The sequence below is a fragment of the Puia sp. P3 genome (assembly GCF_050632245.1).
GTDB lineage: Bacteria > Bacteroidota > Bacteroidia > Chitinophagales > Chitinophagaceae > Puia.
In genome coordinates this window covers 3,029,463-3,056,390 of sequence record NZ_CP192583.1, presented here as the reverse complement: position 1 = coordinate 3,056,390, position 26,928 = coordinate 3,029,463, and the positions used below count along the sequence as shown (strand labels likewise).

The following is a 26,928-nucleotide window of genomic DNA, read 5'->3' as shown; positions in this document are numbered from 1 at the left end:
CAGGCGCCCTACTTTTCATAAATCCCTTTCTGTTTCATCAGCGTCGTGATCGCGTCGATATTTGTCGGGGTGCCGGAGGTGACGTTCTCATGGCCTTCGGGTGTCACGATGATCGTATCCTCGAGGCGGAGGTGGACTTTGAGGTCTTTGTCCTCGATGATGGGCTCCACGTTGAATACAACGCCTGGGACGAAGGGTTTGTCGCGGGGGCCGACGTCATGGACCGCCATCCCGACGAAGTGACCGATGCCGTTGGGGTGTAGTTTTTCGAAGCCGTGTTTGGCGTAGACCTTAGCGGCGATGTCGACCAGGTCCTGAATGGTCACGCCGGGCTTGACGGCGGCGATGACGGTCTCGGAAACTTCCTTGATACAGTTGTAGTATTTGAGCTGGACGTCGGTGAATTTGCCGTCGACCGGCCAGGTGCGTGTGATATCGGTGGAATAGTAGTTGAGTTCGGGGGCGTAGTCCATGAGCACGACGTCGCCGGCCTTCATCAGATGATTGTTGGCGTTATAGTGCCAGCTCAGTCCCTGGGCGCCCGAAGCTACTATGGGGAAGTAGGAGGGGCCCTGAGCGCCTTCGTTTGCGAATACAAAATCTGCCGCCGCGGCTATCTGGTATTCATAGATCCCCGGACGGGTAACGCGCATCGCCTCGTCAAAGCCGTGGGCGCCGATCTTCCCGCATTCGCGGATGACGGCAATCTCCTTTCCGTCCTTTACCCAGCGCATGTTGTCGATGAGGGGGGTGAGGTCTTTTATGGGCGTTAGCGGATAGCGTTCTTTGACTTTGCCGATAAAGTTGAGCTCCTTCGAAATGCGTCCGTCCCAGGGGTCGGCCATGCGGGCGTTGCGTTGTCCGATGCCCTTGTCCCGGCTCATCTCGGCGGCCTCTTCGGGGGAGGTGACGAGATAGAAGGCCTGGCCTTTCGCCGCGACCTGTGTGAGTTGGGTGGTCATGAGGGATTTGGGCAGGACGGCGGTCATTTTGTATTGGCTGGCGGCGTCTTCGCCGGGTTTTATGAGGGCTTCTTCTTTTATCTCGGCGCTGGTAGTTGCCGGCACGAGGAGGGTCGAGGTCTTTGTCTTTCCGTTGATGATCAGGACGGCGCCGGGTAGTTCGACGCCGCTGAAATAATAGAAATTGTTGTCCTGCCGGAATTTGATATAGGGCTCGGGCAGCTCGGCGCCCTGCAGGATGGCCACGTCGTCGCCGATCTGCTGCATGAGGCGGAGTGCGGCGGGCGGCAAAATCATCGGCGGTAAAATATTTGAACTGGTTCTGGGCGGAAGCGCTGACGGCGGACAGCGCGAGTAATAAGCATACCGGCAGGGTTCTCATGTGTGTAGAGTTTATAGATAAATATACGATATTCAGGATACCCCTTTTATCGGATATTAGCCGGTAAATTGACAATTAAGCATAGTGAATTGCAAATTTCAGTGGAGTTCGTGTTCCTGAAATGGAATTACCATTGTAAATTCCAATATGAAAGATCTTAAGAAACGTCTTAAAAACGGCGAGACCGTCAACGGCTGCTGGCTTAATCTTGGTAGTTCGATAACGGCGGAGATCGTCGGATTGTCGGGGTTTGACTGGGTACTCATCGACCTGGAGCACGGCGCGGGGGCCGAGAAGGATGTGTTGCACCAGCTGCAGGCGCTGGAACACACTCCCGCCGCGGCAGTCATAAGGGTCGAAAGCGCGCAACGGCAGCGGATACACCGGATACTGGATATCGGCGCCGAAGGGATCATGGTCCCGCGGATCAGCAACGCAGAGGAGGCGGCGGCTATAGCCAGCGCCCTGCACTATCCGCCGGATGGCAGCAGGGGGATCGCAAAAATGGTTCGCGCCAGCGGATTTGGTCAGAATTTCCCCGAATATTATAAGAACGAAAAGGAGAACATCCTCGGTGTCGTACAGATCGAGACGGCGGAAGTGCTGAACCATCTGGACGCGGTGGCGGCGACGGAGGGCATCGACGTGCTATTCATCGGCCCTTCCGATCTGTCGATGGAACTGGGCATCTTCGGGCAGCTGGATCACCCTCTTTTCCGGGATGCGCTGAAGGCGACGGTCAGCGCCGCACAAAAGGCGGGCAAGGCCGTGGGGATACTGCTGCAAAATGCCGACGATTTCAGGATTTACCACGAACTCGGGATACGGATGATCGCCTGTGGGGCGGATGGCAGTTTCGTATCGCAGGGCGCGCGGAATATGGCGACTAAATTAAAAGGCTTTCTATGATCTTTTCCTCCTTCCTCACCGACCCCCTCTTTATATTGCTGGTAGGCGTCGTCATCGTGGTAGGAGGCATCATCGGTCTTAAATTACACCCTTTTCTTGCGCTGTTGCTGGGGGCACTGGTCGTGGCGATCATGACTCCCGGTTCGACGAAGAGCGTCGGTGAAAGGATTGCCCTCGAGTTCGGCAACACCTGCGGGAAGCTGGGCATCCTGATCGCCATGGCGGCAATTATTGGAAAATGTATGCTGGAGAGCGGCGCTGCGGAAAGGATCGTTCGCGCGCTGCTAAAGCTGACGGGCATCCGCATGGCACCGGTCGCGTTTTTAGCCGGTAGTTTTTTATCGGCATTCCGGTCTTTTTCGATACGGTAATTTTCCTCATGGTCCCGCTGGCCAAGGCGATGACCATGCGTATCGGAAAGAATTATCTGCTGTTCATCCTCGCCATCATGGCCGGAGCGTCGATGGCCAATTCCCTTGTTCCGCCGGCTCCCGGGCCGTTGTTCCTGGTCGGTGAAATGCAAATACCCATCGGGATGATGATGTTGGGAGGGTTCCTGCTGGGGCTGCTCACGATCACATCGGGATATCTTTTTGCGCGCTATGCCAACCGAAAATGGCCGATACCGCTGAGGGACTCCCTCGACGCCAGACTAGAAGACATCCAGTCCGCTACGCTGCGGGAGGATAGGCGCTGCCGGCCCTGTGGTTCTCGCTGCTGCCGGTGCTGATCCCGCTGGTGCTGATCTGTACCAATACGGCGCTGACTTCGATGGGGGTCAGCCAGGGGCCGGGGGTGCGGCTTTTGAAATTTTTCGGTGACAAATATATCGCCCTTGGGGCGGGAGGCGTGGCGGCGCTGGTCCTGCTGGCTGTCCAGAAAAGAACGGACAGAAAGGAGATGGGAGCTTTTGTTCAGGCCGCGCTGATGAGCGGCGGCGCCATTATCCTGATAACGGCGGCCGGCGGTACGTTCGGGGGCATGCTGCAGCAAAGCGGGATCAGCGCCCGGATCGCAGAAATGACCAGGGGTTACCAGATGACCCTAATCCCGCTGGCATTTCTGGTGGCGGCTGTTGTTCGTACGGCGCAGGGGTCGGCCACGGTAGCGGTGATCACGGCGTCGGGGATGCTTTCGGGTATGGCTATCCACGGACATCTGGCCTATCATCCTTTATATCTGGGTCTGGCCATCGGCTGCGGGTCCAAACTGGTGCCGTGGATGAACGACGCCGGATTTTGGGTCGTCTGCAAGATCTCCAATCTGACGGAGGGAGAGGCACTGAAGACGATCGCTCCCATGCAGACCATCATGGGGCTTGTGGGATTAATTGCCGTGCTGCTTGCCGCCAGGGTTTTACCTTTGATCTGAAAATGACTTAACCATGGAAAGAATAGGATTCATCGGGCTGGGCATCATGGGCAAACCAATGGCGCTGCACCTGAAAAGAGCGGGATATGAAATTTCGGTGCTCGAAAAAATAAAGCCTCCGGCGAACTGGTGGCAGCGGGCGCAGCTTCCTTCGCGACGGCATCGGCCGTTGCGCAAAACAGCGACGTTGTGATCACCATGCTGCCGGAAGGCGAGGATGTGATCGACGTGCTTGCGCACAAAGACGGCGTGCTCAACGGAATCCGGCAGGGATCGCTGTATATCGATATGTCCACGATCGATCCCTCGACGGCCAAACATATCTGCGACTGGATGAAACAAAAGGGCGTGGATGCGCTGGACGCGCCCGTATCGGGAGGGCAGAGCGGGGCTGAAGCGGCAACGCTTTCTATCATGTGTGGAGGATCGGAGCAGGGCTTTCAGCGCGCTCTGCCGCTGTTCCAGTCTCTGGGAAAGAATATCGTCCGCGTCGGTGGTGCGGGAGCGGGGCAAATGACCAAGGCCTGTAACCAAATGATCGTGGGCATGACCATCCAGGCCGTAGCGGAGGCGTTTACGCTCGCCCACAAGGCGGGGCTGGATCTCGGGAAGATGCAGGAGGTTCTGCTGGGCGGATTTGCCCAGAGCCGGATCCTCGACCTGCACGGCAAACGGATCATCGAACGGAATTTTGCGCCTGGTTTCCGAATCAAGCTACACAGAAAGGATATGGGTATCGCGCTGGCCACGGGCAAAGAGCTATCCGTTCCGCTGTATGGCACGGCACAGGTAGCGGCGCAGATGGACGCCCTGCTGGCGCAGGGAAAGGGCGACCTCGACCATAGCGCGCTTGCCTTATTGATGGAGCAGCTGGCTGGAATTTAAAACTACGACTATGAGCTTTAGAGAAAAGAAAGGTCCGAAGATCAGGGAGATGATCATCACTCCGATCGCGATCGTCGATCCACCGCTGCTGAATGCGGCGGGGTTACACGCGCCGTATGCTCTCAGGACTGTCGTGGAGTTAATAACGGACGACAAGATCTCCGGTATCAGCGAGATCCCGGGGAATATCCATATCGACGCCGCGCTGGCATCCGCAAGAGACCTGCTGATCGGAAAAGACCCGTTTCAGCTGAACGGTATCCGGCATTTGCTGGCGACTTCGTTCGACAAGGAAACCGCGGCACAGCGGGGCGATGCGCCCTGGGATCAGCGAAAGCTGGTGCATATCTTCAGCGCCATCGAAGTCGCCTGCATGGATATCATCGGCAAGGTGACGGGGCTTCCGGTTGTGGATCTGCTGGGAGGAAGGATGCGGGACAGGGTTCCGTTTGCTGCCTATCTGTTCTACAAGTACGCGGGGGCGGGGGTGAACTGGAGTTTGGTATGGACCCTGCGGCAAAAGGATGGCCGGCGGCCCGTCAGGCGAAGGCATTGGACCCGGCGGGAATTGTGGATCAGGCGAGGGCTATGTGTGCAGAATACGGGTTTCAGTCCATTAAATTAAAAGGCGGCGTCTTCGAGCCCAGGGCGGAGGTCGATGCGATGTTTGCGTTACGGGAGGCGTTCGGTCCGGACATGCCGCTGCGTATCGACCCCAACGCCATATGGAAGGTGGAGACGGCCATCGAATATGGCAGGGAGATGGAGGGGTTGCTGGAATATCTGGAAGACCCGGCGAGGGGACAGGAGAATATGGCGAAGGTGAGGAAGGCTGTGAAGATCCCGCTGGCGACCAATATGTGCACTACGTCGTTTGAAGACATACCGGGGAGCGTTTCGCTGGGTTCCGAAGACATCATTCTCAGCGACCACCATTTTTGGGGAGGGCTGCGGGCATCGATGGAGCTTTCGAGGATCTGCGAGGTCTTCGGGCGAGGCCTGTCGATGCATTCCAACAGTCATTTGGGCATATCTCTTGCGGCGATGGTACATCTGGGCGCGGCGCTGCCGCAGCTGCCCTATGCGCTGGACACTCATTATCCCTGGCAGTCGGATGAAGTCATAGTTGGCGGCCGGTTGAAATTCGAGGACGGTTCGGTTGCGGTTCCCCGTGAGCCGGGGCTGGGTGTCGAGCTGGACCGGCAGGCGCTGGCCAGGCTACACCAGAATTATCTCGGCTGCGGAATAACCAGCCGGGACGACCAGGTGGAAATGCAAAAAGTCGATCCCGGCTGGAAGTTTCAGGCGGTGCGGTGGTAGCTGGCGACCTACTGGCCAAGCGTGATGGCGAAGGCGCTACCGTTGGTAGGGCTGCTGGTCAGAGTGACGGGCGTTGCTGTACCGGTCTGGTCGATCCTCCAGTAGGAGGCGGTCGAATTTACGGTTCCGCAGACATAAATGTCACCGTTGGCCTGGTCTACCGCCAATCCGGTATTGCCGGTGAAGCTGCCGGTGCTGAGTGGCGCCTGCAAATCAAAGGAAAGATTCCAGTACGCAATTTTCTGGTTGGCGAAGTCTCCGGAAGTCCCGGCGATGCGAGCCTGGCCGGCGGAATTTGTCGCGACAGACATGGCATTTGAATTAGTGCCGGTAACGATAGACTGCTGAGAGTTGTTCTTCCAGTAAATGGCGGTCTGCGTGGGTGAAGTGACGTTGACTCCGACCGCATGCACGTCGGTTCCATACACTGCAATTGCATTTATCCGCGAAGCTGGCGGGAGCGCCGGGAATCGTAGTCAGGGTTCCGTTCAGCCAGTAAGTGGCGCCTCCGCCAGCCCCGTTCGGTATGTATACGTTCGTGCCGGCGACAAAGATCCCCGATGGCTGACCCGAGCCCAGTGATGTGGCTACTCCATTCTTCCATGAGAAGCCTGTATGGGCGAACTGACCCGAGAATCCCGCGACATATACATCGGTGCCCGATACAGCAATTCCTGTGGCGCGGGCGTTGTCCGAGCCGTCGGTGAGCGTGGTGAGCACGCCGTTCTTCCAGTATTCGGCCACTGTCCGGCTGGTAGTTGGACTGGTGCCCCATCCGCTGACGTATACGTCTGTGCCGACGACAGCGATCCCGCTGGTAAATGTTCCGCCGGTCAGCATAGTCAGCACGCCGTTCTTCCAGTAGGCAGCCTGGCCGTTGACCGCCCCTGCCACATAGACGTCCGGGACAAGGTCAGGAGTAAGCAGGGAATTACTCCGCTTGCCCGTGTTCAATAGTTGGGCTGTCTGATCCCCGGTCAATGTTTTCCTGCACGCCGGGAGCAACAGAAAGATCACTGCAGTTGCCATAAAACCAAAAAATCAATACGCTTTTTCATAGACTAAAAGTTATTAATGGTTAAGATGCTATACGACAACAGGATAAATAAACGGTTATCCATTGCTGTTATATAACAAGATAGCAAGCTAGGGAAATTATGCATTCGAAGATCTGACTAAGTGGAATCAGGTGTCCCGATATGGGGGGATTTGCCTGCGGGATCTAGGCCGTGCGGTTGGGCTTATTCAGACCTGAGAGCCGCGACCGGATTGGCCAGGGCTGCGCGCAGCGTCCGGATACAGAGGATGATCAGGGCGATGGCCAGGAGGCATCCGCCGCCGGCTGCGAAGACCCACCAGCACCAGCGAGGTGCGGTACGCAAAGTTATCGAGCCATTTTTGGCTGCCCCACCAGGCGATAGGCATGGCGATAAGGATCGCGAGGCCGATGAGTTTGAGAAAATCGCGGGAGAGCAGCAGGATGAGTTGGGTGACGGTGGCCCCGATCACTTTCCGGATGCCGATCTCTTTTGTACGCTGGTTGGTGATATAGATGACCAGACCGAGCAGACCGAGGCAGCTGATGAAGATGGTCAGGCCGGTGGCCCAAAGAAGGAGACGGGAGATATTCGTCTCGGCGGTATAGAATTTGGCGATGGATTCGTCGACGAACTGATAGTCGTAGTCGTCGTTCGGATAGACGTCGTGGAAGGCTTTTCCGATCTCCCGTAGCGTGGCGGTCCAGTTGGAACCATCGCCATTACGCGGTTGCAGGCTGACACCGATGGTGGTGGCTCCCCTTGTGCCGCTTGCTATGGCGAGGGGTTTTATAGGGTCGCGGAGCGAATGTGGAAAGAAATCGGCTACGACACCGACGATACGTGGGCTGCCCTGAAACTCTTTGACCTGGACGCCGATGACCTTTTGGGGATCCTGATACCCCAAAACGTGGAGATAGGCCTCGTTGATCACGATCGCGTTGATGGTGTCACTTTGGGGGATATTGGCGCCGGCCAGCAGGCGGAGGCCATACATGCGGATATAATTGGTATCTCCCTGCTTGATCTGTACGTTTTCACGGATCTCTTTTTCCCGTCATTGACCACCAGCGTGCTGGTCCAGGTGCCATTGCTGGACGGAGGGTTGCTGTTGATGCTGGCCATCGCCACGCCTGGTATAGCTTTCAGCTTGTCGAGCAGGAGGGATTTTTTGTTGGGTGGCTGGCGGTAGTTGACCCGAAAACTGATGATGGCGTCTTTCTTAAAGCCGAGGTCCTTGTTGAGGGCATAGCTGATCTGTTTGGACACAAGCAATGTCGCGATGATAAAGACCTGGGCGATGACGAACTGGGAAACGGTAAGGGATTTCCGGAGCCAGGCCGACCGGGTCTTGCCGGTGCCGGAAAAAGCCTGGTTCTTCAGGACGAGTACGGGTCTGAATCCCGACAACACCAGAGCGGGATAGATGCCAGACAGAAGGCTTACCGCGAGAATCAGCGCGACGAGGAAAAGAATGATGCCTGGCTGTCTGAGCAGGCTGAAGTGAAAATCCCCGGGGATGAAGTCGGCAAATATTTTTAGCAGGAGGGGGTCAGTACGATCGAGAGAATGGTGGCCAGCAGGGTCAGCACGAAGGTCTCGGTCAGGAACTGGATCGTCAGCTGTGTCCTGTGGCCGCCCATGGTCTTTCGAATGCCGATCTCCTTCGCGCGCTGGGAAGCCTGGGCGGTAGTCAGATTGATAAAGTTGATACAGGCCAGCAGCAGCAGGAAGGCCGCCACCGCCAGCAGGCCGTAGAGCGTGGGTTTATGGGCGCTGGCGGCTGTCGTCGAAGACGCCGTAGGCCAGGTTGAAGTGGATATCGCTGAAAGGCTGGAGCTTTGCAAATTGTTTGGCCTGGTCCCGCGGATCGGGGTGTTTCGTTTGCCCTGAGTATACGGGTCGAGCGGGAATCGACGGCTGCCGGCTGAATGCCCGGCGCCAACCGGACGAAGAGCTGGTCGGCGGAGTTGATACTACCCCAGTGGCCGAAGTATTCGGGTTTTAGCCGGGCTGTGTACAGGGTCGGGCGCGAGACGATGGTATTGAAATAAAAATCGGTGTTGCCGGGCAGGTCTTTTACGATGCCTGTAACGGTACAGAGTATGGTATCGTCGAAAATGATCGACTTCCCGATGATCTTGTCGTTGCCGAGGCCGGCGTAATACAGGCGGGCATTCTTTTCCGTAAGAACGACCTGATAAGGCTGTCGGGTAGCCGTCGCCGGGGAGCCGGCCAGCCAGGTATAGCCGATAAGGTTGAAATAGTTGTCGTCCGCGTAGATGACGTCTTTTTGTTTGCGGAAGACCTGTGGAGTGCTGGCATTGGGGTAGGGGACGGTGACGCGGATCTCCCCGAGGGTGCGGAATAAAGTGACGTTCTCCAGGCCGGCGACTCCTTTCTTCGCGGCCTCTCCCATGGGTTCGGGCAGACAGTTGTATTGCCAGCTGCCGCCGGTGTTGGTGCCGTCGGTGACGACGCGGTAGATGCGGGAACTGTCTTTTTCAAATTTATCGAAAGAAAAATCGTACTGGACGAGCAGAAATATAATGAGGGAGGCGCTGATCCCGATGGCGAGACCTACGATATTGATAAAAGAAAAGGTCTTGTTCCGCCAGAAATTGCGAAGGGCAGTCGTGAAATAGCTCTTGAGCATGGGATGGTTTGGTTTCCCGCAACATATTTAGTGCCAGAGCGGTGACGGTTTGCCCCTCAGGGCGTTAGTGTCTTTTTTCTGCGGGGAGTGTGCGGTTTCGATACAGTCGGATGTCCGCTGGCGCGGCAGGTCTGAATTGTTTTGCTTATTTTCAGGGATATGAAACGACTCCTTTTTGTTACGGCTGTGGCTGTCTGCACTGGCCCGGTGCCATCCGGCGGAAAAACCAACCCTTCGCATAGCCATCGCGGGGCTGGCCATCGAATCGAGCACCTTTTCGCCTGCCGTCACTGAAGAGCCGGCCTTTCATGCGCGGTATGATACTGCGGTATTCGGAGCCTATCCATTTTTAGCGCCCGACTCCGGACTACGTCAGCAGGTGCAGTGGGTGCCGACCGTCGTAGGGAAATCACTTCCGGGCGGAGCCGTGACGAGGCGGGCCTATGAGTCGCTGGTGGGGAAGATGCTGGATTCGCTGCAAAAGCACCTGCCGTATGATGGGCTGTGGTTCGATATCCATGGCGCGATGAGCGTCGTGGGGCTGGACGATCCGGAAGGAGATATGATCAAACGGATCAGGAAGGTGATTGGGCCGAAGGTCCTTGTCTCCACTTCGATGGACCTGCACGGGAATGTCTCGGAGGACCTCGCGAAGAACAGCGACCTGATCACCTGCTACCGGATGGCGCCGCACGAAGACGCGATGGATACTAAGCGGCGTGCCGTACAGGAATCTGGTGACGAGGCTGGAGACCGGAAAGGGCCGGCCTGCCTATAAGGCGTGGATCCCGATACCTGTATTGTTGCCGGGCGAGAAGACGAGCACGAGGATCGAACCGGGGAAAAGCATTTATGCGGCGGTCGCGCCCGCGGCAGCTCAGCCGGGTGTGATCGACGCCGCCATCTGGATCGGCTATGCCTGGGCGGACGAGCCCTCGCAATCACGCGGTGGTGATGGTGACGGGAGACGATAAGGAGAAGGTGACGCATACGGCCGAGAGTCTGGCTCACAGATTTTGGGACGCTCGTGGGCAGTTCGCGTTCGTCGCGCCGACGGCGCCGTGGCCGGTCTGTCTCGACAGCGCGCTGAGGAGCAGTAAACATCCCTTCTTTATCAGTGATATGGGGGACAATCCGACGGCGGGTGGCGCGGGGGATGTGACGTGGACGCTGACGCAGATATTGAATAATGCCAGTTTCAGGGCTTCGAGTGGTCCCTCGCTGATCTATGCTTCCATTCCGGGTCCTGAACTCGTCGACAAGGCCGTGGCCGCGGGGGTGGGGGGCAAGGTCGACGGATATGCCGGTGCGAAAGTAGACGCCCGTTTTGCCCCGCCGGTACATATTGCAGGAACGGTTGAATCGATCGTCGATGGCGACAAGGACGCCGAGGTGGAAGTCGTTGTCCGGGTGGGTAGTGTACATGTCATCGTTACCCGCAAGCGTAAACCGTATCACCATGAATCCGACTTTACCCGGCTGGGCCTGAGGCCCCGGAATTCGGATATCGTAGTCGTGAAGATCGGCTATCTCGAGCCCGAGCTCTATGCGATGCGCGCCGACTGGCTGATGGCGCTGACTCCGGGTGGTGTGGATCAGGATATCGAGCATCTGCCGTATAAAAGGATACAGCGGCCTATGTTTCCTATGGATAAGGATATGAAGGACCCCGACTTGTCGGCGCGGCTGATCCCTGGCGTTCAACCCTGAATGATATTTTTTCTTTTTTGAAAAAAATAATATCTTCATCACAGGGACCTGATCAATGGCAACTGCAAAAGAACATATTACTCCCGAAATACTGCGAAGAATTACAGAGGGGGATGAGGAGGCGTTTCGCATGTTATTCAACCTCTACAAGAATAATCTTTTCGACTATCTTATCGGCATCGTCAAATCCAGGGAAGTAGCGGAAGAGCTCGTCATGGATATCTTTCTGAAGCTATGGCTGGGGCGGGATTGGATCGCAGATATCGACCATATCGAGGCCTTTATCAAAAAGGTGGCCTATAATAAAGCGATCGATTTCCTCCGCTATGCCGCCAGGAATCAGAAGCTGCAGCAGGTCATCGCCAGGGAAATGGCCATGGAAACAGACCGCTCCCTCGAAATGCGGCTGTTGGAAAAGGACTATGAGCACATCATACAGGAGGCTGTACGCCAGCTATCCCCGCAGCGGCGCACTGGTCTACACCCTGAGCCGGGAAAAAGGGATGACTCATGACGAAATAGCAAAGGAGCTCAATCTCTCCATACATACTGTCAGCAACCATACCAAGGAAGCTCTGAAGGCAATACAGGGGTTCCTGAGCAGGAACAATGTCCCTGTCACCGCCTTTTTGCTGTATACGCTGCAGAAATAATTTTTTTACTCCGGATAGCTGTCGCTCCATTCTACGATCGTCTTTATAGTATAAGCCTTCCGACATGTCAAGTAATCCCATACGGCTGCAATACCTTTTCGACCGGTACATCCATAACGTCTGCTCGCCGGACGAGCTGAAAGAGTTCTGGCAGCTGATGGGAGAACTATCTGAAAATGATCTGGTAACCGAAGAGATCAGGCAGTTGTGGGAAACGCGGAAGAGGTCGCGTTATTCGTCGGCGGATGTCGACTGGGACAGATTGTTCGGGGAAATGATGCGGAAAGGAAAGAGTCTGGAGATCGACTATGAAAGAATTGGAAGGCGGAAGGTGAGGTGGATCAGGGTCGCTGCCGCGGCCTGTGTTCTGGCTGCCATCGTTGCCGGTGGCGTATTTTTTCTGGCCGGCCGGAAAACGGCTGGGACGGCGCTGCGGCCGGGGATCGTCAATGACCTTATGCCGGGGAAGAACGGCGCGATCCTTACGCTGGACAATGGCAGACAGGTAATTTTGGACAGCACGGGAGATGGAGTCATCGCCAGACAGGACGGAGCAAGGATAGAGGTGCGCGGCGGAAGGTTGACCTATCATAAAGTCAGGGAAGCAGGCGTGGCGACCCGTAATACGATGACGACTCCTGTAGGGCGGAAGTATCAGCTGATGTTGTCGGACGGTACCATGGTGTGGCTGAACGCGGCTTCTTCCATTAGCTATCCCACGACGTTTTTGGATACTCAGAGAGTCGTATCGGTCACCGGAGAGGCTTATTTCGAAGTGGCGGGGAATGCGAATAAGCCGTTCGTCGTAAACGCCAATGGCATGATGGTCGAGGTGTTGGGAACAAATTTCAATATCAACGCGTATACCGACGAGGGTGTTTTAAAGACGACGCTGCTGTCGGGGTCTGTCAGAGTGAGAAGGGGGAGCAGTCAGCAGTTGTTGTCTCCCGGGCAGCAGGCTTTGCTGGGGAAGGATGACCAATTCAGGGTCGTTGACAATACGGATATGGACCTCGTAATGGCCTGGAAGAATGACGAATTCTACTTCAGCGACGCCGATCTTCCGACAGTCATGCGCCAGCTGTCCCGCTGGTACGACCTCGAAGTCATCTATGAGCCGGGGGCGCCGTTAAACAAGCATTTTGAGGGTGAAATACCTATGAATACCATGATCTCGCAAGTACTGAGCGTTTTGGAAAAGAATGACGTCCATTTCCATTTGCAAGGGAAAAAATTAACCGTTCTGCCTTAGCATCTCCTATTACCATGTTTTTAAGCTACTGACATTCAGAAATGAATGACGGGAAACTATTGCCAATTCAAAAATCAAAACAAGAAATGGTACTAACCAGCTGCTGCAAAGAATTTTCAACCAGACGCCGGCGATCGGGAAAGCCGGCGATCATTTTCCTGCTGGTCGTGATTTTTGCGACCAGGCCGACGATGGGGTTTTCACAAGATGTGAATCTAAAGGCAACCAATGCTTCATTGAAGTCTGTGTTCACACAAATAAAAAAACAGACGGGTTACTCGTTCTTTTATAATCCGGACCTGTTGAACCTTGCCAATAAAATAACGATCGATGTAAAGGAAATGCCTCTTGAAAAGGCCCTCGATCTGCTGTTCAAAGACCAGCCTCTTACGTATACAATGGTGGGAAAGCTGATAACGCTGTCCGTCAGGAGGCCCAGCGAATCTCCGGGAGCGATGTTCATGCAATCGCCGTTCGTGAAAATAACGGGACAGGTCAGGAACAGGCTGGGGCAGCCGCTGGAAGGGGCGAGTGTCATGATCGCTCATAAAAACAGCGGGGCCCTGACCAATTCCAAAGGAGAGTTCGTATTGGAGAAGGTCAGGCGGGAAGACACGCTTGACATCAGCATGATCGGTTACAGGACCGGGCAGATGGCCGTTCCCGCGACGGGTTATCTTGAGGTCGTGCTGAGGGATGCCGTCGACAAATTGGATGAAGTGCTAAAAACGGCCTATGGAAGAACGAGCAGGCGGCTGGCCACCGGCGATATCGTAAAGGTGACCTCGGAGGAGATAGAAAAGCAGCCGGTCTCCAACCCCTGCTCGCGCTGCAGGGCAGGGTACCCGGGCTCGTCATCACGCCGATATCCGGGTATGCAAGCAGTCCCGTAAAAGTGGAATTAAGAGGCCGCAGTGACCTGAACCCTTCTTCCACGGGCGAACCTTTATATGTGGTAGACGGGGTTCCGCTGACCGTCCTCGAGGTCTCGGGCGGCAGCGGCTATGCCTTCGGCGGCCTCGGTCTCAACCAGGGCGTTCCGGGTTTTACAAATGGACAAAGCCCTTTATTCAGCATCAACCCGAAGGATATCGAGAGCATTGAAGTACTAAAGGACGCCGGAGCCACGGCCATATATGGTTCACGGGGCGCAAAGGGCGTAATTCTGATCACCACCAAAAAAGGACAACCCGGGCCGGCGCAATTCAACCTTGGCGTAGAGCAGGGGATAAGCACCATCACCCGCTATTGGCAGATGCTGAATACGTCCGACTATCTCAGGATGCGCCGGGAAGCATTCCGCAATGACGCCATTACCCCGACGGCGCTGACGGCCCCCGACCTGCTCGTATGGGATACAACGCGGTACACCGACTGGCAGAGGACTGCCTTTGGCGGCACGGGAAGGTTTACACAGGTATCGGCGTCGCTATCCGGGGGCAGCGGTCAGACGACGTTCAGCCTAAGGGGCGGGTACTTTCGTGTGTCGGATATTACGGTGGCGTCCGGCGCTACACAAAGAGCGACATTGAACTCGTCCATCGGGTACCACAGCGCCGACAGAAAACTGGACATTCTATATTCCTCCAATCTTGCTTACAATGATATCAATGTGGTCGGCATTCCATCGGGGCCGAACGCCAGCGCCCTGCCGCCAAATGGACCGCCGATCTTTTCAAAGACGGGGGCGCTGAACTGGGATGGATGGAATCAGGGCATGAGCCCCTATTTTCCCCTGATCAATTTTCCCTTTGGCGCCCTGCAGCAGCGTACCCCTGCATCAACGATCAACCTGAACTCGGATCTCGTGCTGAAATACAGGATACTCAACAACCTGGTATTCTCCACGAGGCTTGGGTATAACGGCGCACATACAACCGCCAATTCATTTACGCCGATCACCGCCCAAAATCCGTTGTTAAACCCCACCGGTCAGGCCTATTTCGGTGCGACGGACAACTCAACCTGGCTGGTCGAACCGCAGCTGGACTACACCGCGATAATAGGACCGGGAAAGTTGAGCATACTGACAGGCGGTACATTCCAGTCTACGGCAACCCACGTCAAAAGGCAGCTGGGTTATGGATATACCAGCGACCTGCTGCTTGGTTCGATCCTTACCGCCCCCAATGTCACGAACTACGACGCCGAAGGTTTTCAAAAGATCCTTGGCATCTACGGTATCATCAATTATAATTTGTACGACAGGTATATCCTCGAGCTCAACGCCAGAAGGGACGGCTCCTCCCGATTTGGCCCGGGCAGACAGTTCGGCAACTTCGGGTCCGCGGCCTTCGCCTGGATAGCCTCCGAAGAAAAATGGCTGAAAAAGGCGCTGCCGTCCTGGACGAATTTTTTAAAGTTTCGCGGCAGCTACGGTATTACGGGCAGCGACGGCGTGGACGACTACCAGTATATTTCCCAGTGGAGCTCCGCAAGCTCATCCTTGTCGGGCCTCCCTGCCTACGACGGCGTTTCGCCGTTGGTCAGTATCCATGCCGTCAACCCGCTGTTCCAGTGGCAGGTCAATAAGAAACTGGAGGGGTCGCTGGAGCTGGGCCTCTTTGAGGGTAACCGGGTCAACCTGACGGCCACCTACTACCGCGAACGAACGGGCAATCAGCTCGTGCCCTTTACCACGCCTATTATCACCGGGTTCCCCAACGTCACGGCCAACTTCCCTGCGGTGGTTCAAAATTCCGGATGGGAAGGTCTCCTGCACGCCACTCTTATTCAGACAAAAGCGCTCAGCTGGTCGGTCGACTTCAATATTTCCATCAACCGGAACAGGCTGCTGGCTTTTCCAAACCTGGCCGGCTCTCCGTATGCCACGCTATACAAGGTGGGAGCGCCTACGGCCGTCAGCTTCGCCTTTCACTATACGGGTGTAGACCCGCTGACGGGCCGGTACACTTACCAGGACGTGAATCATGACGGCAAGATAACATACGATCCGTCTGTCATAGCCGGGACGGGCGATGACGACCGGAACGCGGTGATCAATTATGAGCCGAGCTATAAAGGAGGGTTCGGTACGCAGCTGACCTATAAGCGTGTTCACCTTAGCCTGTTCTTCACTTATGCGCGGCAAACAACGTATAACGCCATATTGGCTGCGAGCGCGGGGTCACCCGCCAATATTTCGACAGTAGTCTTTAACGATCACTGGCAAAAGCCGGGAGACCACGCCGCCTACGCCGGGTTCACGACGGTCCCCGGGAGTTCCGACTATAATTTCTCGTCTTCCGACGGAGTTATTACCGACGCGTCATATGTGCGGCTCGGCACGGTCTCCCTTGGCTACGACCTGCCGCAGCCAGTCATAAAGAGGATGGGTGTAAAAGGATGCTCGTTCAGGATACAGGGCCAAAACGTCTTTGTCATAACAGGATTCAAGGGCCCGGACCCGCTAGCCTCGGGCTTTGGGGTCATGCCGCCTGTCAGGACCGTCACCGGAAACATATCTATTAACTTCTAAGCTGGCTAACGATGCAAAAGAATAAACCAACTATTGTCCTTTTCATGGCCCTGTGGCTGTCTGCCTGCTCAAAAATGATACAGATCCCCGATCCGGCCAGCAGCATTACCATCACGAAGGTCTTTGCCACGGATGCCACTGCCACATCGGCCATGGCCGGGGTGTATACCCAGCTGATCAACGGAACCTATGGCGTAGCCAACAGCAATTACGCCACCAACGTATTCAGCAATGGGCTGACCACTATTCTTGGAGGACTCTCTTCCGATGAGCTGCAGACGACCACGGCGAATAACGGGCTCTACCAGTTGTCAGCAAACAATCTGACGGCAAAGCTGGCCGACCAGAGTTATATACCCACTTTGTGGACAAGCGCCTATTCCATCGGCATTTACGGAGCGAATTCGGTCCTTGAAGGAATAGCCGCCGCTACTTCCCCGGACCTGACCGACAGCACGAGAAGAGAGCTGACCGGTGAGGCCAAATTCATACGGGCCTTCTGTCACTTCTATCTCACCAGCTTTTATGGGGATGTTCCGTTGGTGCTGACCACCGATTTTAATAAGACGGCCAGCCTTCCCAGGACCAAACAGGCCGACGTATATGCTCAGATCATAAAGGACCTGAAAGACGCGCAGGCTGCTTTGCCGGACAATTATATCAGCAGTGGGGGGCGCATAAGACCCAACAAGTGGGCGGCCGCTGCGCTGCTGGCAAGGGTCTATCTCTATACCGGCGACTACAACGATGCATCGGCGCAGGCCGGTTCGGTGATCGATCATGCCGAACTGTATCACCTGGAACCGGACCCCAACAGTGTATTCCTGACCGGCAGCAGTGAAGCGATCTGGCAGCTGCAGCAAAATACGTCTATATCCAATCTGGGCAACGCTACTCCGGAGGGTTCGTTCTGGCTGCCCAACCCTCTCCATACCGGGAGGCCTCCATCCGCCACGCTGACCAGCGAGCTGCTGAATGCATTCGAACCCGGTGACAAGAGGAGGGCGGACTGGATAGACAGCACCGACTATACACCGGATGGCGTCATCCCCGCCACGACCTATTATTTCCCCTGCAAGTATAAAACGGGTACTTATAACTATTCGGTCGGCGGGACCGCTACAGAATACTATATGGTCCTGCGGCTGGCGGAGCAGTACCTGATCCGCGCGGAGGCGGCGGCAAATGGGGGTCCGGGTGGAGCGACTACCGCGATCGCCGATCTGAACAGCCTGCGTAGCCGCGCCGGCTTGAATAGCCTGCCGGCCGGTATGGCGGCGGCCGACCTTAAAAGCGCTCTTGCAAAGGAATGGCAAACGGAATTCTTTTGTGAATGGGGGCATCGCTGGTTCAATCTGAAAAGAACGCGGCAGGCATCCGTCGTCCTGTCTTCCATTCCCGTCAAACAGCCGTGGAAGGGAGACTACCAGCTGCTGTATCCGCTGCCTACCCAGGAGATACTCAACGATCATTATCTCACTCAAAACCCCGGCTATTAGTCATGCGATCCAAGAATCTCTTTCTGTTCGCTTTGCTGTCGCAAAGCGTAGCATCCTGCTCTAAGCAGTCAGCACCTCCACCACCGTCATCTCTGACGGTCATCAACGCGGTTGTAGGCAGCGCGCCACTGGTGACCGATCTATCGGGAACGGGCGGCATCACGTGGTTTTCGGGCGCCGACAAGATTGCGTATAATAGTTTCAGCACGGCCGATTACGGTGACAACAATCAGCTGCCGTCCTATTCGGGCATACAGCCGCTGGCGCTGTATCAGTACCCCGATACGCTGCCGCAGGCCAAACCGCTGTTCAATCTGACCCTGATGCTGCCACCCGGGTCGATCAACAGTCTTTTCCTGACTGGTACGGTGGACGCGCCCGACACCTTGTTCGTTGCCGATCAGCTGTCGTCTCATACCGTATCCGACAGCGTCGCGGGCATCCGGTTCGTCAATCTATCCCCCCACAGTGCTCCCATTAGCATCAACCTGTCCGGAAAGGCCAACGGCAGCGAAGTGGCCGCCCTGTCTTACAAGGGGATCACCGCATTCACCGGTTATCCCGCAACGCAGGATATCGCCAGCTACAGTTTTGAATTCAGGGACGCTGCTACGGGGACTTTGCTCGCGACCTATACCGCGGACGGGATCAATAATTCAGAATCGGACCCGTACTATCCCACAAAGATCTGGCGCAACAGGAACACGACGCTGGCGCTGCTGGGGGTGCCGGGAGGGGTCGGCGACCAGGCGTTGTCGGTGCTGATGATCAACAATTACTAAATCAATTTACAGTAGAAATATGATACTAAGAACGGAGGGGCTTTCTCATCGATACACCAGTTCGTGGGCTATACATGACATCGGGATCCAAATCGAAGGTACCGGTATCATCGGACTTCTGGGATCGAATGGCGCGGGCAAGTCGACGACCATGAACATTATTTGCGGAACGCTCAAACCGACGGAAGGGAATGTGTATATCGATGACATAGACCTGAGGAAACATCCGGAAGAGGCCAAAAGAAAGATCGGTTATCTGCCACAGACCTTACCCCTCTATACCGACCTGACGGTCGATGAATATCTTGTTTACGCCGCTGAATTGCGGCTGGTGGCAAAGGACAAGATCGGATCGGCGCTGCGGGAAGTAAAAGAACGCTGCGGCATCACCCAGGTCAGCTCGAGGCTGATCAGGAATCTTTCGGGTGGCTACCGTCAACGAGTGGGGATCGCACAGTCGATCATCCATCGTCCCAGGCTGATCGTAATGGATGAGCCTACCAACGGGCTGGATCCCAACCAGCTGATCGAGGCGAGGAAACTGATCAAGGAAATCGCCGAAGAGCATACGGTGCTGCTCTCGTCGCACGTGCTTTCGGAAGTCAATCTGCTTTGCAAGGAGATCATCATGATCGAATCCGGGAGAGTTGTGTTCTCCGACAGCATGGAATCCTTCAATAGTTATATCCAGTCGAAAGCGGTGGTCGTCCGGATGGAAAACCCTCCTTCCCGGGAGGAATTATTCAGAATACGGGGCGTTGCCGGCGTGGAGTATCTAACGGACAAAAAGCTGCGCATCTATTTCGAAGGCGGGAGCGAGATAACGGAGAAAATAATTTCGGCCAGTGTCGCGGGCAACTGGCGGCTACAGGAGATCCATATCGACAAAGGCGAACTCGATGACATTTTCAAACTAATATCCCAACAAACGGCCAAATAAAAATACTGATAATGACATTCAAAATAGCAAGGAATGAATTGCGGAACATGTTCTATTCTCCCGTAGCATGGTTTCTGACGCTGGTCTTTCTTATACAATGCGCGATATATTATTCGGCAGCCACTGGGTCCTTTTGCGGTCTGGCAGGACATTCTGTTGAGGAATAATCCGAAGTGGAAGAATTTCGGGGACACCTCCCTCACTTCAGCTCTTTTTCTGGGTCAGGACGGCCTGATCGCCAACGTTTTTCAGAATGTCTACCTGTTCATACCATTGCTGACCATGGGACTGATCAGCAGGGAGATCAACAATGGGTCGATCAAGCTGCTCTATTCATCGCCGGTAGGATTGCGACAGATAGTCTTTGGAAAATTCCTGGCGGTGCTCGTCTATAACCTGGTGCTGGCGGCTGTGCTGGGCCTTTTCTTCGTCACCGCGGCCGTCAACGTCAAATCGATAGACGTTGGGCTGTTATTGTCCGGCTTGCTTGGGTTTTACCTGATGGTTTGCGCCTATTCTGCTATCGGGGTCTTTATGTCGAGCCTCACGACCTATCAGATCGTATCGGCCATCAGCACTTTTACCATCATATTCATCCTTACCCATATCGGTAGCCTGTGGCAGAAATACGATTTTGTCAGGGACCTGACGTATTTTTTGTCGCTCCAGGGACGGACGGCGAAGATGGTGGGCGGGCTGATCACGACAAAAGACGTCTTTTACTTTCTGATCATCATGTGCATGTTCCTGGCTTTTACTATTCTGAGGCTGCAGCGGGACGTGGAGGCAAGGCCCTGGTGGAAGAACGCGGCGAGGTATGCTTTTGTGGCCCTGTCGGGGCTGTTGATCGGCTATCTGAGTTCGCGTCCCCGTCTTACCGGCTACTGGGACACGACGGCGTGCAATTTAAACACGATCCACCCGCGTACCCAAAATATACTCAGGCAGCTGGAGGACGGCCCTCTGGAGGTGACCTTGTACACCAACCTTATGGATATGACCACGGCGGCCAGGGGGTACCGGAAGCCCGCAATATCTATTTATCTCAGCTGTGGGACCAATACCTCCGTTTTAAGCCCGATATCGTATTTAAATACGAGTATTACTACGACTACGACCCCGTCGTCAATCACTATTATGCGACGAATGCCGACAGCATGGTCTATAAGAATTTCCCGGGCAGATCATTAAAGGAAATTGCAACAGAGACCGCGAGGGTTCCGATCAGGATCTGTCCCTTTTCAAATCACCCGAAGAAATGCACAAGGAGATCGATTTGGACCCCGAGGGCTACCGGCTGGTGATGCGGCTAAAGTATAAGGGGAGGACGGAATTTGTGCGCACTTTCGACGACCCGGAATTTTGGCCCAGCGAGGTGAACCTGAATGCCGCATTCAAAAGGCTATTGCAGGCCACGCTACCCAAAGTGGCATTTGTGACGGGAGGGTTCGAGCGGAATATTTACAAGACGGGGGAGAGAGAATTCCACAGACATTCGCTGGCGAAGGCAGAACGGGTCGCACTGATAAACATCGGTTTTGTTTCAGACACCATCAATCTTTCCACCCAGGAAATTCCATCCGACATCACTACGCTGGTCCTGTCGGACCCGAAAATGGACCTGACTGCCCCGGAGATGGTCAAGCTCAAAAAATACATCGCGGGCGGCGGGAACATGCTGATCAACGGGGAGCCGGGCAAGCAGCAGGTGCTCAATCCCTTCCTGCGCGAGCTGAATATTCAGCTGATGCCGGGCCAGATCATACAGCCGTCCTTCAACGAAACACCCGACAAGGTGCAGCCCTATCTTGCACCCGCGGCCGCGGACCTTTCGGAAGACAAAACGCTGACGAAGTTTAAGAACCTGCTCTTAAGCCATGACCCGGAGGACACGTTGAGGCTGAGCACGCACTGGGGTGACAGCAGTGTCTTTCAAAGACAGTCTTTTCAGGATAGACCCCTTGCTGCTGACCTCGGACAACCTATCCTGGCTTAAAGAGGGCAAGCTGGTAGCGGATTCGGCGGAGCCGGTCTTTGCAACGGAAGAGGGTGACGTGAGAGGGAGTTTTGCAACGGGTCTCCAGCTGACCAGAAAGATGAGCAATAAAGAACAGCGGATCCTGGTATTTGGCGATGCGGACTTCATGTGCAACCTGAGGGTAGCGCAGAGCATGTACTTTATTGTTGCCTGTTACAGCTGGCTCAGCAATAACCAGTTCCCTATCTATACGCCGCGGCCGTCCCCGAAAGACAATTTACTGTATATCGGTCCAAAGGGAGCGGCAGTTCAACGAATTGCCGACATATGGGTACTGCCTGCGCTGATCCTGCTGGCGGGGACGATCATACTGATAAAGGAGAAAAAGAAAATAGCCTGTACCTATGCTACTAAGAACCGACGAACAAACGATCAGTGACCTGGGGATCTTTGGAAACAAAGGCAGCGGCAGCATTTATGAGCTGTTCCACCGGGTGAACAGCCGGGGCGGGGCGGAAGTGCTGGAGGAAATGTTCCGCAAGCCCCTGGCCGACAGGGACGCCATCAACAGGCGGATCCGAATCATAGAGAGCTTTGCGGGGTCCGATGTCAGGTTCCCTTATGACGCAGTCCTGATAGACGCCGCGGAGAAATACCTCGCAGACAGACGGCAGGAAGCCAGGAATGAAAGCGGCCCCGCCTTTATGGGAGAAAAAGAAATGCAAAGCGGTGTAGGCGCCATACTGGATATCTTTCAAAAAACGAGGGCCTTTGTGGACCTTGCCGAGGTGAAAGACATTCCTGCTTTCTCCGCAGAAAGGGCTGACCTGTGCGAGCTGCTGGATGACCCCGCCTTTAGGCCTGTCTTCAGCGAACGATCGGGACACCGGATGAGCTTCAGCGCCCTGACCGCATATGACGGTCTGTTGAGGCTGACAGAACGGGATAAGATACAACAGCTGCTGGGGTATATGTATTTCCTCGACGTGTATATCTCAGTAGCGCGTGTCGCCAGGGAAAGAAACTTCATTTTTCCCAGGGCGCTGGAAAAAGGACGGGGAGAGCTGCATCTGAACGGCGTCTTTCACCCGGGCATAAAAGAAGCGGTACCCAACGACATTACGATGGACAGCTCGCGAAACGTCGTTTTTCTCAGCGGTGCGAATATGGCGGGAAAATCGACCTTTCTCCGGTCGGTAAGCACGGCACTCTACCTGGCGCATATGGGCTTCCCGGTGCCGGCCAGGTCGATGCAGTTCTCGGTACTGGACGGTATTTATACAACGATCAACCTGCCGGACAACCTGGGCATCGGGGCGAGCCATTTTTATGTTGAGGTGCTGCGTGTGAAAAAAATTGCGTCCGAGCTAACCACCGGGCAATCCTTTTTTATTTTGTTCGACGAGCTATTCCGGGGCACGAACGTAAAAGACGCTCACGAAGCCACGGTGGCTGTCGCTACGGGGTTCGCCAGAAAGAAGAACAGCCTGTTCATCATCTCTTCTCATATCGTAGAGGCTGCCAAAGATCTGGAACAGACTGCCGGCTTCGCCTTTCACTTTCTTCCGACGCGGATGGAGGGCAGTGTTCCGGTCTATACCTACAAGCTGGAAAAAGGCGTCACCGACGACAGACACGGAATGATCATTATAAAAAATGAAGGAATACTTGAAATATTGAAACACGGAAAAAAACTCTCATGAAAAAAATTTTGTTTGTTATCTTAACCGGTCTCCCATTATGCGTCCTGGCCCAGGGCAAGGGATTCGAACTAAAAGGAAAATTGGGCAAGTGGAATGCGCCAGCCAAAGCCTATCTCTCTATTGGAACGCGGGTCGACTCGGCCACCCTTACCAATGGGGAATTCCGGTTCACCGGGACGGTCGATGAGCCCGAATTGGTCACGCTTATACTCGACGAAGGCGGCGTCGGGCTGCCCCGGCTGAACAATCTCAACGCCGACTTTACCCGATTCTATCTGGACAATGAGACGATAACGCTCTCTTCGGCGGATTCTGCGAAAAAAGCCGTCGTCAGCGGATCGGCTATCAATGACGAGAGCGCCGAGGTATACCGCATTTATTCAGGCGCATACAAAGAAATCTGCGGAACTGCAGACGGCAATCGCCGCTATCCCGGCGGACCGGCAAAAGGATCCGGAAGTCCAGCGATTACTGCAGCAAAAAATGCAGGCCGCAAGGGAAGAGCTCAGGGGTGCGCTGACCGTCTATATCGAACAGCATCCTTCTTCCTATTTCAGCCTACTGGCGGTTTCCAACCTGGTCTTCCTCAAAGCAGATGCGGGAAAGGTCGAAGGATTGTATGCAACGGTCTCGCCGGGTCTGCGGGCCACCGGGCAGGGAAAAAAGACGGCGAAAGAGATAGAGATGCTCCGGGCCACGTCCGTAGGCGCAACGGCGCGGTCATTTACACAACCTGATACCAGCGGGACACCGGTCAGTCTGTCCGGTTTTAAAGGAAAATATGTGCTGCTGGATTTTGGGCCAGCTGGTGCATGCCGTGCAGGGTCGAAAGCCCCAACCTGGTGAAGATCTATAAGAAATACCACCCCAAAGGGCTGGAGATACTCAGTGTATCCTTGGACGATTTATCGCAGAAAAGCGCCTGGCTGGCGGCGATCAGGAAAGACAGTCTGTCCTGGACACAGGTCAGCGATCTGAAAGGCGGGGACAATGAAGCCGCCCAGCTATATGGGATACAGAGCATCCCGGAGAACTTTCTGATCGATCCGGGCGGCAGGATCATCGCGTTGAGCCTGAGGGGAGAAGAACTGGATAAGAAACTGGAAACCATTTTTACCAAGTAAGATCATGAGTACGTCGTTTAGTATCGATAAGCAGACCCTGGAAGAGCTGAATCTTCAGGGGAAGTTCCGGAATGGGTCCGTGTATAGCCTGTTCAGTAACGCAAAGACAAGGGGCGGGAGAGCGGCTGCTCGACCATATGTTCCGGAATCCGCTGTCGGAGGCAGCGGCGATCAATGAACGCAGTGAAGTATTCCGGTGTTTTCAGCGGGCCAATCTGAAATTCCCGTTCGATGTACAGCAGGTAAGCCTGATGCGCGAGTACCTCGATGCGAAGGCGGGGAAATATCCAGCGGTCGTATATGCAAAAACGTTGGTCAAAAGAATGCTCTCTTCCCTTGTCAGAGATGACCAGTTCAAAAAGAACCTTCAGGGCCTGCAGGCCACTATACTGCTGCTGAATAAATGCTATGCGTTCGTGCAGAAGAATGATTTCGGGAATTGTGCTTTTGGCGGGAGGTCGATTGAAATAAAAAGGATCCTCTCGGAGAAGGCGTTAGAAAAGATACGCAACACGAATATCTATAAGGACCTGGGCTCCCGGTCGATCGCATTCTTTGATACAATACTGAAAGGAAGGCTTCATCATCAAATGGAATCGATCCTGTCATTCATTTACGAGATAGACGTCAATATTGCCGTCAGCGAAGTGGCCGCAAGGCGGGGTTTTTGTTATGCGAAGGCGCTGCCGGGGAAAGCAAATATTCTCTCCGTCTCGGATGTCTCCCATCCCTGCGTCAGCAATGCGGTTGGCAATAGTATAGAGCTGGGGCGGGATCAGAATGTCCTTTTTCTGACGGGCGCCAATATGGCGGGGAAAATCCACGCTGATGAAGGCCATTGGAGTGAGTATGTACCTGGCGCATATGGGTTTTCCGGTCGCTGCCGCCAGTATGGAGTTCTCTGTAAGGGAGGGGTTATATTCGTCGATAAACGTCGCGGACAATATCGGGATGGGGTATAGTCATTTCTATGCGGAAGTAGTGAGGGTAAAGAGGGCCGCCGAGGCGGCGGCGATGGGTAAAAGTCTTTTGCTGATGTTCGACGAGCTGTTCAAGGGGACCAACGTGAAGGACGCATTTGACGGAACGCTGGCAGTGACGGAGGGCTTCTCGGAGTACAGGGATTGCCTTTTTATCGTGTCTACCCATATTATCGAGGTGGGGCAGGCCTTACAGGGAAAGCCAAATATCCGTTTCGGCTACATGCCCACGCTGATGGAGGGCTCCATCCCCTGTATACTTACAAGATGAAGGAGGGGATCACGGAGGACCGGCAGGGGATGATGATCATCCGCGATGAGGGGATACTGGATCTATTGTATAGTTGAAATAAGGGCTGCTGACATAGGGTTGTCATTGGGGGTGCTCATCTTTGTTGTATTAAACAAAAATAATATGACAACTCAGGAATTAGCCGCCCGTTACCGCGAATTAGCCTCTCAGCGAAAAGTCAACGAGATCCATGATGGCCTTTATCATGACCAGGTCGTCAGCCAGGAGCCGGAGAAAGCGGCGGCGATGGGTATGGCTGTCGTTACAACAGGCCTTGAAGCGATCAAGGCAAAGGGTGCGGCGCGCCGGGCAACGATCGAGGCGATACGCAACTATTCGTGCAGCGAACCGATCGTCGCCGGGGAATTCTTTAGCGTCGTTCTCAAACAGGAGGTGGAGTTCAAGGGCAAGCCACCTGTTTCCCTCGAGGAGATCGCGGTTTTTCAGGTAAAGGACGGGAAGATCGTCAAGGAACAGTTCTTTTATTAGGGATGAGGGGGTGCACCGTGGTTGCTGCTAAAGGAATCACGGTACATTTTCCAGCCCTTGCTGGTCTTTTTCCACAGGACGAGGAATTTTCCGTCGTCGAATACATCGCCTTTCGCGTTGATGGACTGCCAGAGCCCTTCTTCGGTGACGTATTCTTTTCCGTCTCCATATACATTGGTGGTGATGAATTTGCCGTTTCGCAGGCCGTAGTCGTCGTAGCCTCCCCGGAAGAACTCGGCGAATGCTTTGGGACCGCAAAAGGTTTTGCGTTGGGCGCCAGGATGCAGGCGTCTTCCGCGTAGCTGTTGATAAAAATGGAGGAGTCGTTCTTTACGAAGGCCTGAAAATAGAGGGCGTTGCTTTTGGCGATGGCTGCTTTGGCTTCTTCGAGCTGGGCGCTGGCCGTAAAATGCAGGCAGGCCAGGCATACGACCAGGAAAGGTGCTTTTCTGTTGTTCATTTGTTGATCTTTTTGTAAAGGTAAAACCGGCCGGAAAGGGAAAATTGTAAAAAAGCGAACAGCGCC

At 54.8% G+C, this 26,928-nt stretch carries 33 protein-coding genes and 3 pseudogenes; 28 read left to right on the top strand and 8 right to left on the bottom strand.

Translation table 11 applies throughout. From position 1 onward, the window contains the following. Window positions 1–8: 8 nt before the first annotated feature. Window positions 9–1,259, bottom strand: coding sequence for an aminopeptidase P N-terminal domain-containing protein (locus ACQ86N_RS18495; protein WP_431216427.1), 1,251 nt, complete (start codon window positions 1,257–1,259; stop codon window positions 9–11). A 232-nt stretch (window positions 1,260–1,491) separates the two neighbouring features. Here ACQ86N_RS18495 and ACQ86N_RS18490 point away from each other — a divergent pair, with 232 nt between their 5' ends. The 7 genes and pseudogenes from ACQ86N_RS18490 (at window position 1,492) to ACQ86N_RS18460 (ending at window position 5,829) form a co-directional block, all read left to right on the top strand. Beyond that, window positions 1,492–2,253: an HpcH/HpaI aldolase family protein gene (locus tag ACQ86N_RS18490; RefSeq protein ID WP_431216426.1), complete on the top strand. Its 762-nt coding sequence runs from the start codon at window positions 1,492–1,494 to the stop codon at window positions 2,251–2,253. Continuing rightward, window positions 2,250–2,983, top strand: a pseudogene (locus tag ACQ86N_RS18485) (GntP family permease). Before ACQ86N_RS18490 ends, ACQ86N_RS18485 begins: the two are co-directional and overlap by 4 nt. Next, window positions 2,977–3,624 carry a GntP family permease gene (locus tag ACQ86N_RS18480; protein ID WP_431216425.1) on the top strand — a complete coding sequence of 216 codons (648 nt, stop codon included), beginning with the start codon at window positions 2,977–2,979 and terminating at the stop codon, window positions 3,622–3,624. Before ACQ86N_RS18485 ends, ACQ86N_RS18480 begins: the two are co-directional and overlap by 7 nt. A gap of 13 nt (window positions 3,625–3,637) precedes the next feature. After that, window positions 3,638–4,059 (top strand): annotated as a pseudogene (locus ACQ86N_RS18475) (NAD(P)-dependent oxidoreductase); the annotation flags it as partial. Continuing rightward, the gene (locus tag ACQ86N_RS18470; protein WP_431217472.1) at window positions 4,039–4,509 is read left to right on the top strand and encodes an NAD(P)-dependent oxidoreductase; all 471 of its coding nucleotides are present in this window, start codon (window positions 4,039–4,041) and stop codon (window positions 4,507–4,509) included. The pseudogene ACQ86N_RS18475 and the gene ACQ86N_RS18470, both read left to right, overlap by 21 nt. Window positions 4,510–4,519: 10 nt before the next feature. Then, window positions 4,520–5,134, top strand: coding sequence for a hypothetical protein (locus ACQ86N_RS18465; protein WP_431216424.1), 615 nt, complete (start codon window positions 4,520–4,522; stop codon window positions 5,132–5,134). Continuing rightward, entirely contained in the window at window positions 5,098–5,829 is a 732-nt protein-coding gene (locus ACQ86N_RS18460) for an enolase C-terminal domain-like protein (protein WP_431216423.1), read from the top strand. Before ACQ86N_RS18465 ends, ACQ86N_RS18460 begins: the two co-directional genes overlap by 37 nt. Before the next feature lie 8 nt (window positions 5,830–5,837). Here the strand turns inward: ACQ86N_RS18460 and ACQ86N_RS18455 are convergent, their stop codons facing one another. The 6 genes from ACQ86N_RS18455 to ACQ86N_RS18430 all read right to left on the bottom strand — a co-directional run bounded on the left by ACQ86N_RS18455 (window position 5,838) and on the right by ACQ86N_RS18430 (window position 9,522). Further along, on the bottom strand, window positions 5,838–6,140 hold the full coding sequence (locus tag ACQ86N_RS18455) for a hypothetical protein (RefSeq protein ID WP_431216422.1): 303 nt from the start codon (window positions 6,138–6,140) through the stop codon (window positions 5,838–5,840). A 10-nt stretch (window positions 6,141–6,150) separates the two neighbouring features. Further along, window positions 6,151–6,858, bottom strand: coding sequence for a hypothetical protein (locus tag ACQ86N_RS18450; protein WP_431216421.1), 708 nt, complete (start codon window positions 6,856–6,858; stop codon window positions 6,151–6,153). Window positions 6,859–7,074: 216 nt separating this feature from the next. Beyond that, window positions 7,075–7,863, bottom strand: a complete 789-nt coding sequence (locus tag ACQ86N_RS18445; RefSeq protein ID WP_431216420.1) for an ABC transporter permease — start codon at window positions 7,861–7,863, stop codon at window positions 7,075–7,077. Next, the gene (locus tag ACQ86N_RS18440; protein ID WP_431216419.1) at window positions 7,797–8,279 is read right to left on the bottom strand and encodes a hypothetical protein; all 483 of its coding nucleotides are present in this window, start codon (window positions 8,277–8,279) and stop codon (window positions 7,797–7,799) included. Before ACQ86N_RS18440 ends, ACQ86N_RS18445 begins: the two co-directional genes overlap by 67 nt. A gap of 125 nt (window positions 8,280–8,404) precedes the next feature. Continuing rightward, window positions 8,405–8,608, bottom strand: coding sequence for an ABC transporter permease (locus tag ACQ86N_RS18435; protein ID WP_431216418.1), 204 nt, complete (start codon window positions 8,606–8,608; stop codon window positions 8,405–8,407). Beyond that, a complete protein-coding gene (locus tag ACQ86N_RS18430) occupies window positions 8,560–9,522 on the bottom strand; it encodes an ABC transporter permease (RefSeq protein WP_431216417.1) in 963 nt (320 codons plus the stop codon). The genes ACQ86N_RS18435 and ACQ86N_RS18430 overlap by 49 nt, the downstream gene beginning before the upstream one ends. A 175-nt stretch (window positions 9,523–9,697) precedes the next feature. Between ACQ86N_RS18430 and ACQ86N_RS18425 the strand changes: the two genes are divergently transcribed. From ACQ86N_RS18425 to ACQ86N_RS18325, 21 genes and pseudogenes are all read left to right on the top strand, one after another. Beyond that, on the top strand, window positions 9,698–10,300 hold the full coding sequence (locus ACQ86N_RS18425) for a M81 family metallopeptidase (protein ID WP_431216416.1): 603 nt from the start codon (window positions 9,698–9,700) through the stop codon (window positions 10,298–10,300). Then, window positions 10,260–10,496 (top strand): M81 family metallopeptidase, encoded by a 237-nt coding sequence (locus tag ACQ86N_RS18420; RefSeq protein ID WP_431216415.1) that lies wholly within the window; start codon window positions 10,260–10,262, stop codon window positions 10,494–10,496. Before ACQ86N_RS18425 ends, ACQ86N_RS18420 begins: the two co-directional genes overlap by 41 nt. After that, window positions 10,477–11,232: an MlrC C-terminal domain-containing protein gene (locus tag ACQ86N_RS18415; RefSeq protein ID WP_431217471.1), complete on the top strand. Its 756-nt coding sequence runs from the start codon at window positions 10,477–10,479 to the stop codon at window positions 11,230–11,232. The genes ACQ86N_RS18420 and ACQ86N_RS18415 overlap by 20 nt, the downstream gene beginning before the upstream one ends. A gap of 55 nt (window positions 11,233–11,287) precedes the next feature. Then, window positions 11,288–11,746 (top strand): sigma factor, encoded by a 459-nt coding sequence (locus ACQ86N_RS18410; protein ID WP_431216414.1) that lies wholly within the window; start codon window positions 11,288–11,290, stop codon window positions 11,744–11,746. Then, window positions 11,736–11,885, top strand: coding sequence for a sigma factor-like helix-turn-helix DNA-binding protein (locus ACQ86N_RS18405; protein WP_431216413.1), 150 nt, complete (start codon window positions 11,736–11,738; stop codon window positions 11,883–11,885). The genes ACQ86N_RS18410 and ACQ86N_RS18405 overlap by 11 nt, the downstream gene beginning before the upstream one ends. A gap of 64 nt (window positions 11,886–11,949) precedes the next feature. Further along, window positions 11,950–13,137 carry a FecR family protein gene (locus ACQ86N_RS18400; protein ID WP_431216412.1) on the top strand — a complete coding sequence of 396 codons (1,188 nt, stop codon included), beginning with the start codon at window positions 11,950–11,952 and terminating at the stop codon, window positions 13,135–13,137. Between the two features lie 86 nt (window positions 13,138–13,223). Beyond that, window positions 13,224–14,030 carry a secretin and TonB N-terminal domain-containing protein gene (locus ACQ86N_RS18395; protein WP_431216411.1) on the top strand — a complete coding sequence of 269 codons (807 nt, stop codon included), beginning with the start codon at window positions 13,224–13,226 and terminating at the stop codon, window positions 14,028–14,030. Beyond that, window positions 13,958–16,615, top strand: coding sequence for a SusC/RagA family TonB-linked outer membrane protein (locus tag ACQ86N_RS18390; protein ID WP_431217470.1), 2,658 nt, complete (start codon window positions 13,958–13,960; stop codon window positions 16,613–16,615). Before ACQ86N_RS18395 ends, ACQ86N_RS18390 begins: the two co-directional genes overlap by 73 nt. Window positions 16,616–16,626: 11 nt before the next feature. Continuing rightward, window positions 16,627–18,114 (top strand): RagB/SusD family nutrient uptake outer membrane protein, encoded by a 1,488-nt coding sequence (locus ACQ86N_RS18385; protein WP_431216410.1) that lies wholly within the window; start codon window positions 16,627–16,629, stop codon window positions 18,112–18,114. 2 nt (window positions 18,115–18,116) lie between these two features. Next, window positions 18,117–18,896, top strand: coding sequence for a hypothetical protein (locus ACQ86N_RS18380; protein ID WP_431216409.1), 780 nt, complete (start codon window positions 18,117–18,119; stop codon window positions 18,894–18,896). A 19-nt stretch (window positions 18,897–18,915) separates the two neighbouring features. Then, entirely contained in the window at window positions 18,916–19,836 is a 921-nt protein-coding gene (locus ACQ86N_RS18375) for an ABC transporter ATP-binding protein (protein ID WP_431216408.1), read from the top strand. A 156-nt stretch (window positions 19,837–19,992) separates the two neighbouring features. Next, the gene (locus tag ACQ86N_RS18370) at window positions 19,993–21,027 is read left to right on the top strand and encodes an ABC transporter permease subunit (RefSeq protein WP_431216407.1); all 1,035 of its coding nucleotides are present in this window, start codon (window positions 19,993–19,995) and stop codon (window positions 21,025–21,027) included. Between the two features lie 67 nt (window positions 21,028–21,094). Then, window positions 21,095–21,832, top strand: coding sequence for a Gldg family protein (locus tag ACQ86N_RS18365; RefSeq protein ID WP_431216406.1), 738 nt, complete (start codon window positions 21,095–21,097; stop codon window positions 21,830–21,832). Continuing rightward, window positions 21,798–22,253, top strand: coding sequence for a hypothetical protein (locus ACQ86N_RS18360; RefSeq protein ID WP_431216405.1), 456 nt, complete (start codon window positions 21,798–21,800; stop codon window positions 22,251–22,253). Before ACQ86N_RS18365 ends, ACQ86N_RS18360 begins: the two co-directional genes overlap by 35 nt. Then, entirely contained in the window at window positions 22,219–23,517 is a 1,299-nt protein-coding gene (locus ACQ86N_RS18355) for a MutS-related protein (RefSeq protein WP_431216404.1), read from the top strand. Before ACQ86N_RS18360 ends, ACQ86N_RS18355 begins: the two co-directional genes overlap by 35 nt. Then, window positions 23,514–23,813 (top strand): annotated as a pseudogene (locus tag ACQ86N_RS18350) (DUF4369 domain-containing protein); the annotation flags it as partial. The gene ACQ86N_RS18355 and the pseudogene ACQ86N_RS18350, both read left to right, overlap by 4 nt. Window positions 23,814–23,865: 52 nt before the next feature. Then, the gene (locus ACQ86N_RS18345) at window positions 23,866–24,363 is read left to right on the top strand and encodes a peroxiredoxin family protein (RefSeq protein WP_431218080.1); all 498 of its coding nucleotides are present in this window, start codon (window positions 23,866–23,868) and stop codon (window positions 24,361–24,363) included. After that, window positions 24,330–24,641, top strand: a complete 312-nt coding sequence (locus ACQ86N_RS18340) for a peroxiredoxin family protein (RefSeq protein WP_431216403.1) — start codon at window positions 24,330–24,332, stop codon at window positions 24,639–24,641. The genes ACQ86N_RS18345 and ACQ86N_RS18340 overlap by 34 nt, the downstream gene beginning before the upstream one ends. Before the next feature lie 71 nt (window positions 24,642–24,712). Next, a complete protein-coding gene (locus ACQ86N_RS18335; RefSeq protein ID WP_431216402.1) occupies window positions 24,713–25,603 on the top strand; it encodes a hypothetical protein in 891 nt (296 codons plus the stop codon). Continuing rightward, a complete protein-coding gene (locus ACQ86N_RS18330; protein ID WP_431216401.1) occupies window positions 25,491–25,892 on the top strand; it encodes a MutS-related protein in 402 nt (133 codons plus the stop codon). The genes ACQ86N_RS18335 and ACQ86N_RS18330 overlap by 113 nt, the downstream gene beginning before the upstream one ends. Before the next feature lie 144 nt (window positions 25,893–26,036). Then, complete coding sequence (locus tag ACQ86N_RS18325; RefSeq protein ID WP_431216400.1) at window positions 26,037–26,402, top strand: SnoaL-like domain-containing protein; 366 nt, start codon at window positions 26,037–26,039, stop codon at window positions 26,400–26,402. Here ACQ86N_RS18325 and ACQ86N_RS18320 read toward each other — a convergent pair. Further along, window positions 26,399–26,830 carry a hypothetical protein gene (locus ACQ86N_RS18320; protein ID WP_431216399.1) on the bottom strand — a complete coding sequence of 144 codons (432 nt, stop codon included), beginning with the start codon at window positions 26,828–26,830 and terminating at the stop codon, window positions 26,399–26,401. The genes ACQ86N_RS18325 and ACQ86N_RS18320 overlap by 4 nt on opposite strands. Window positions 26,831–26,928 lie beyond the last annotated feature (98 nt).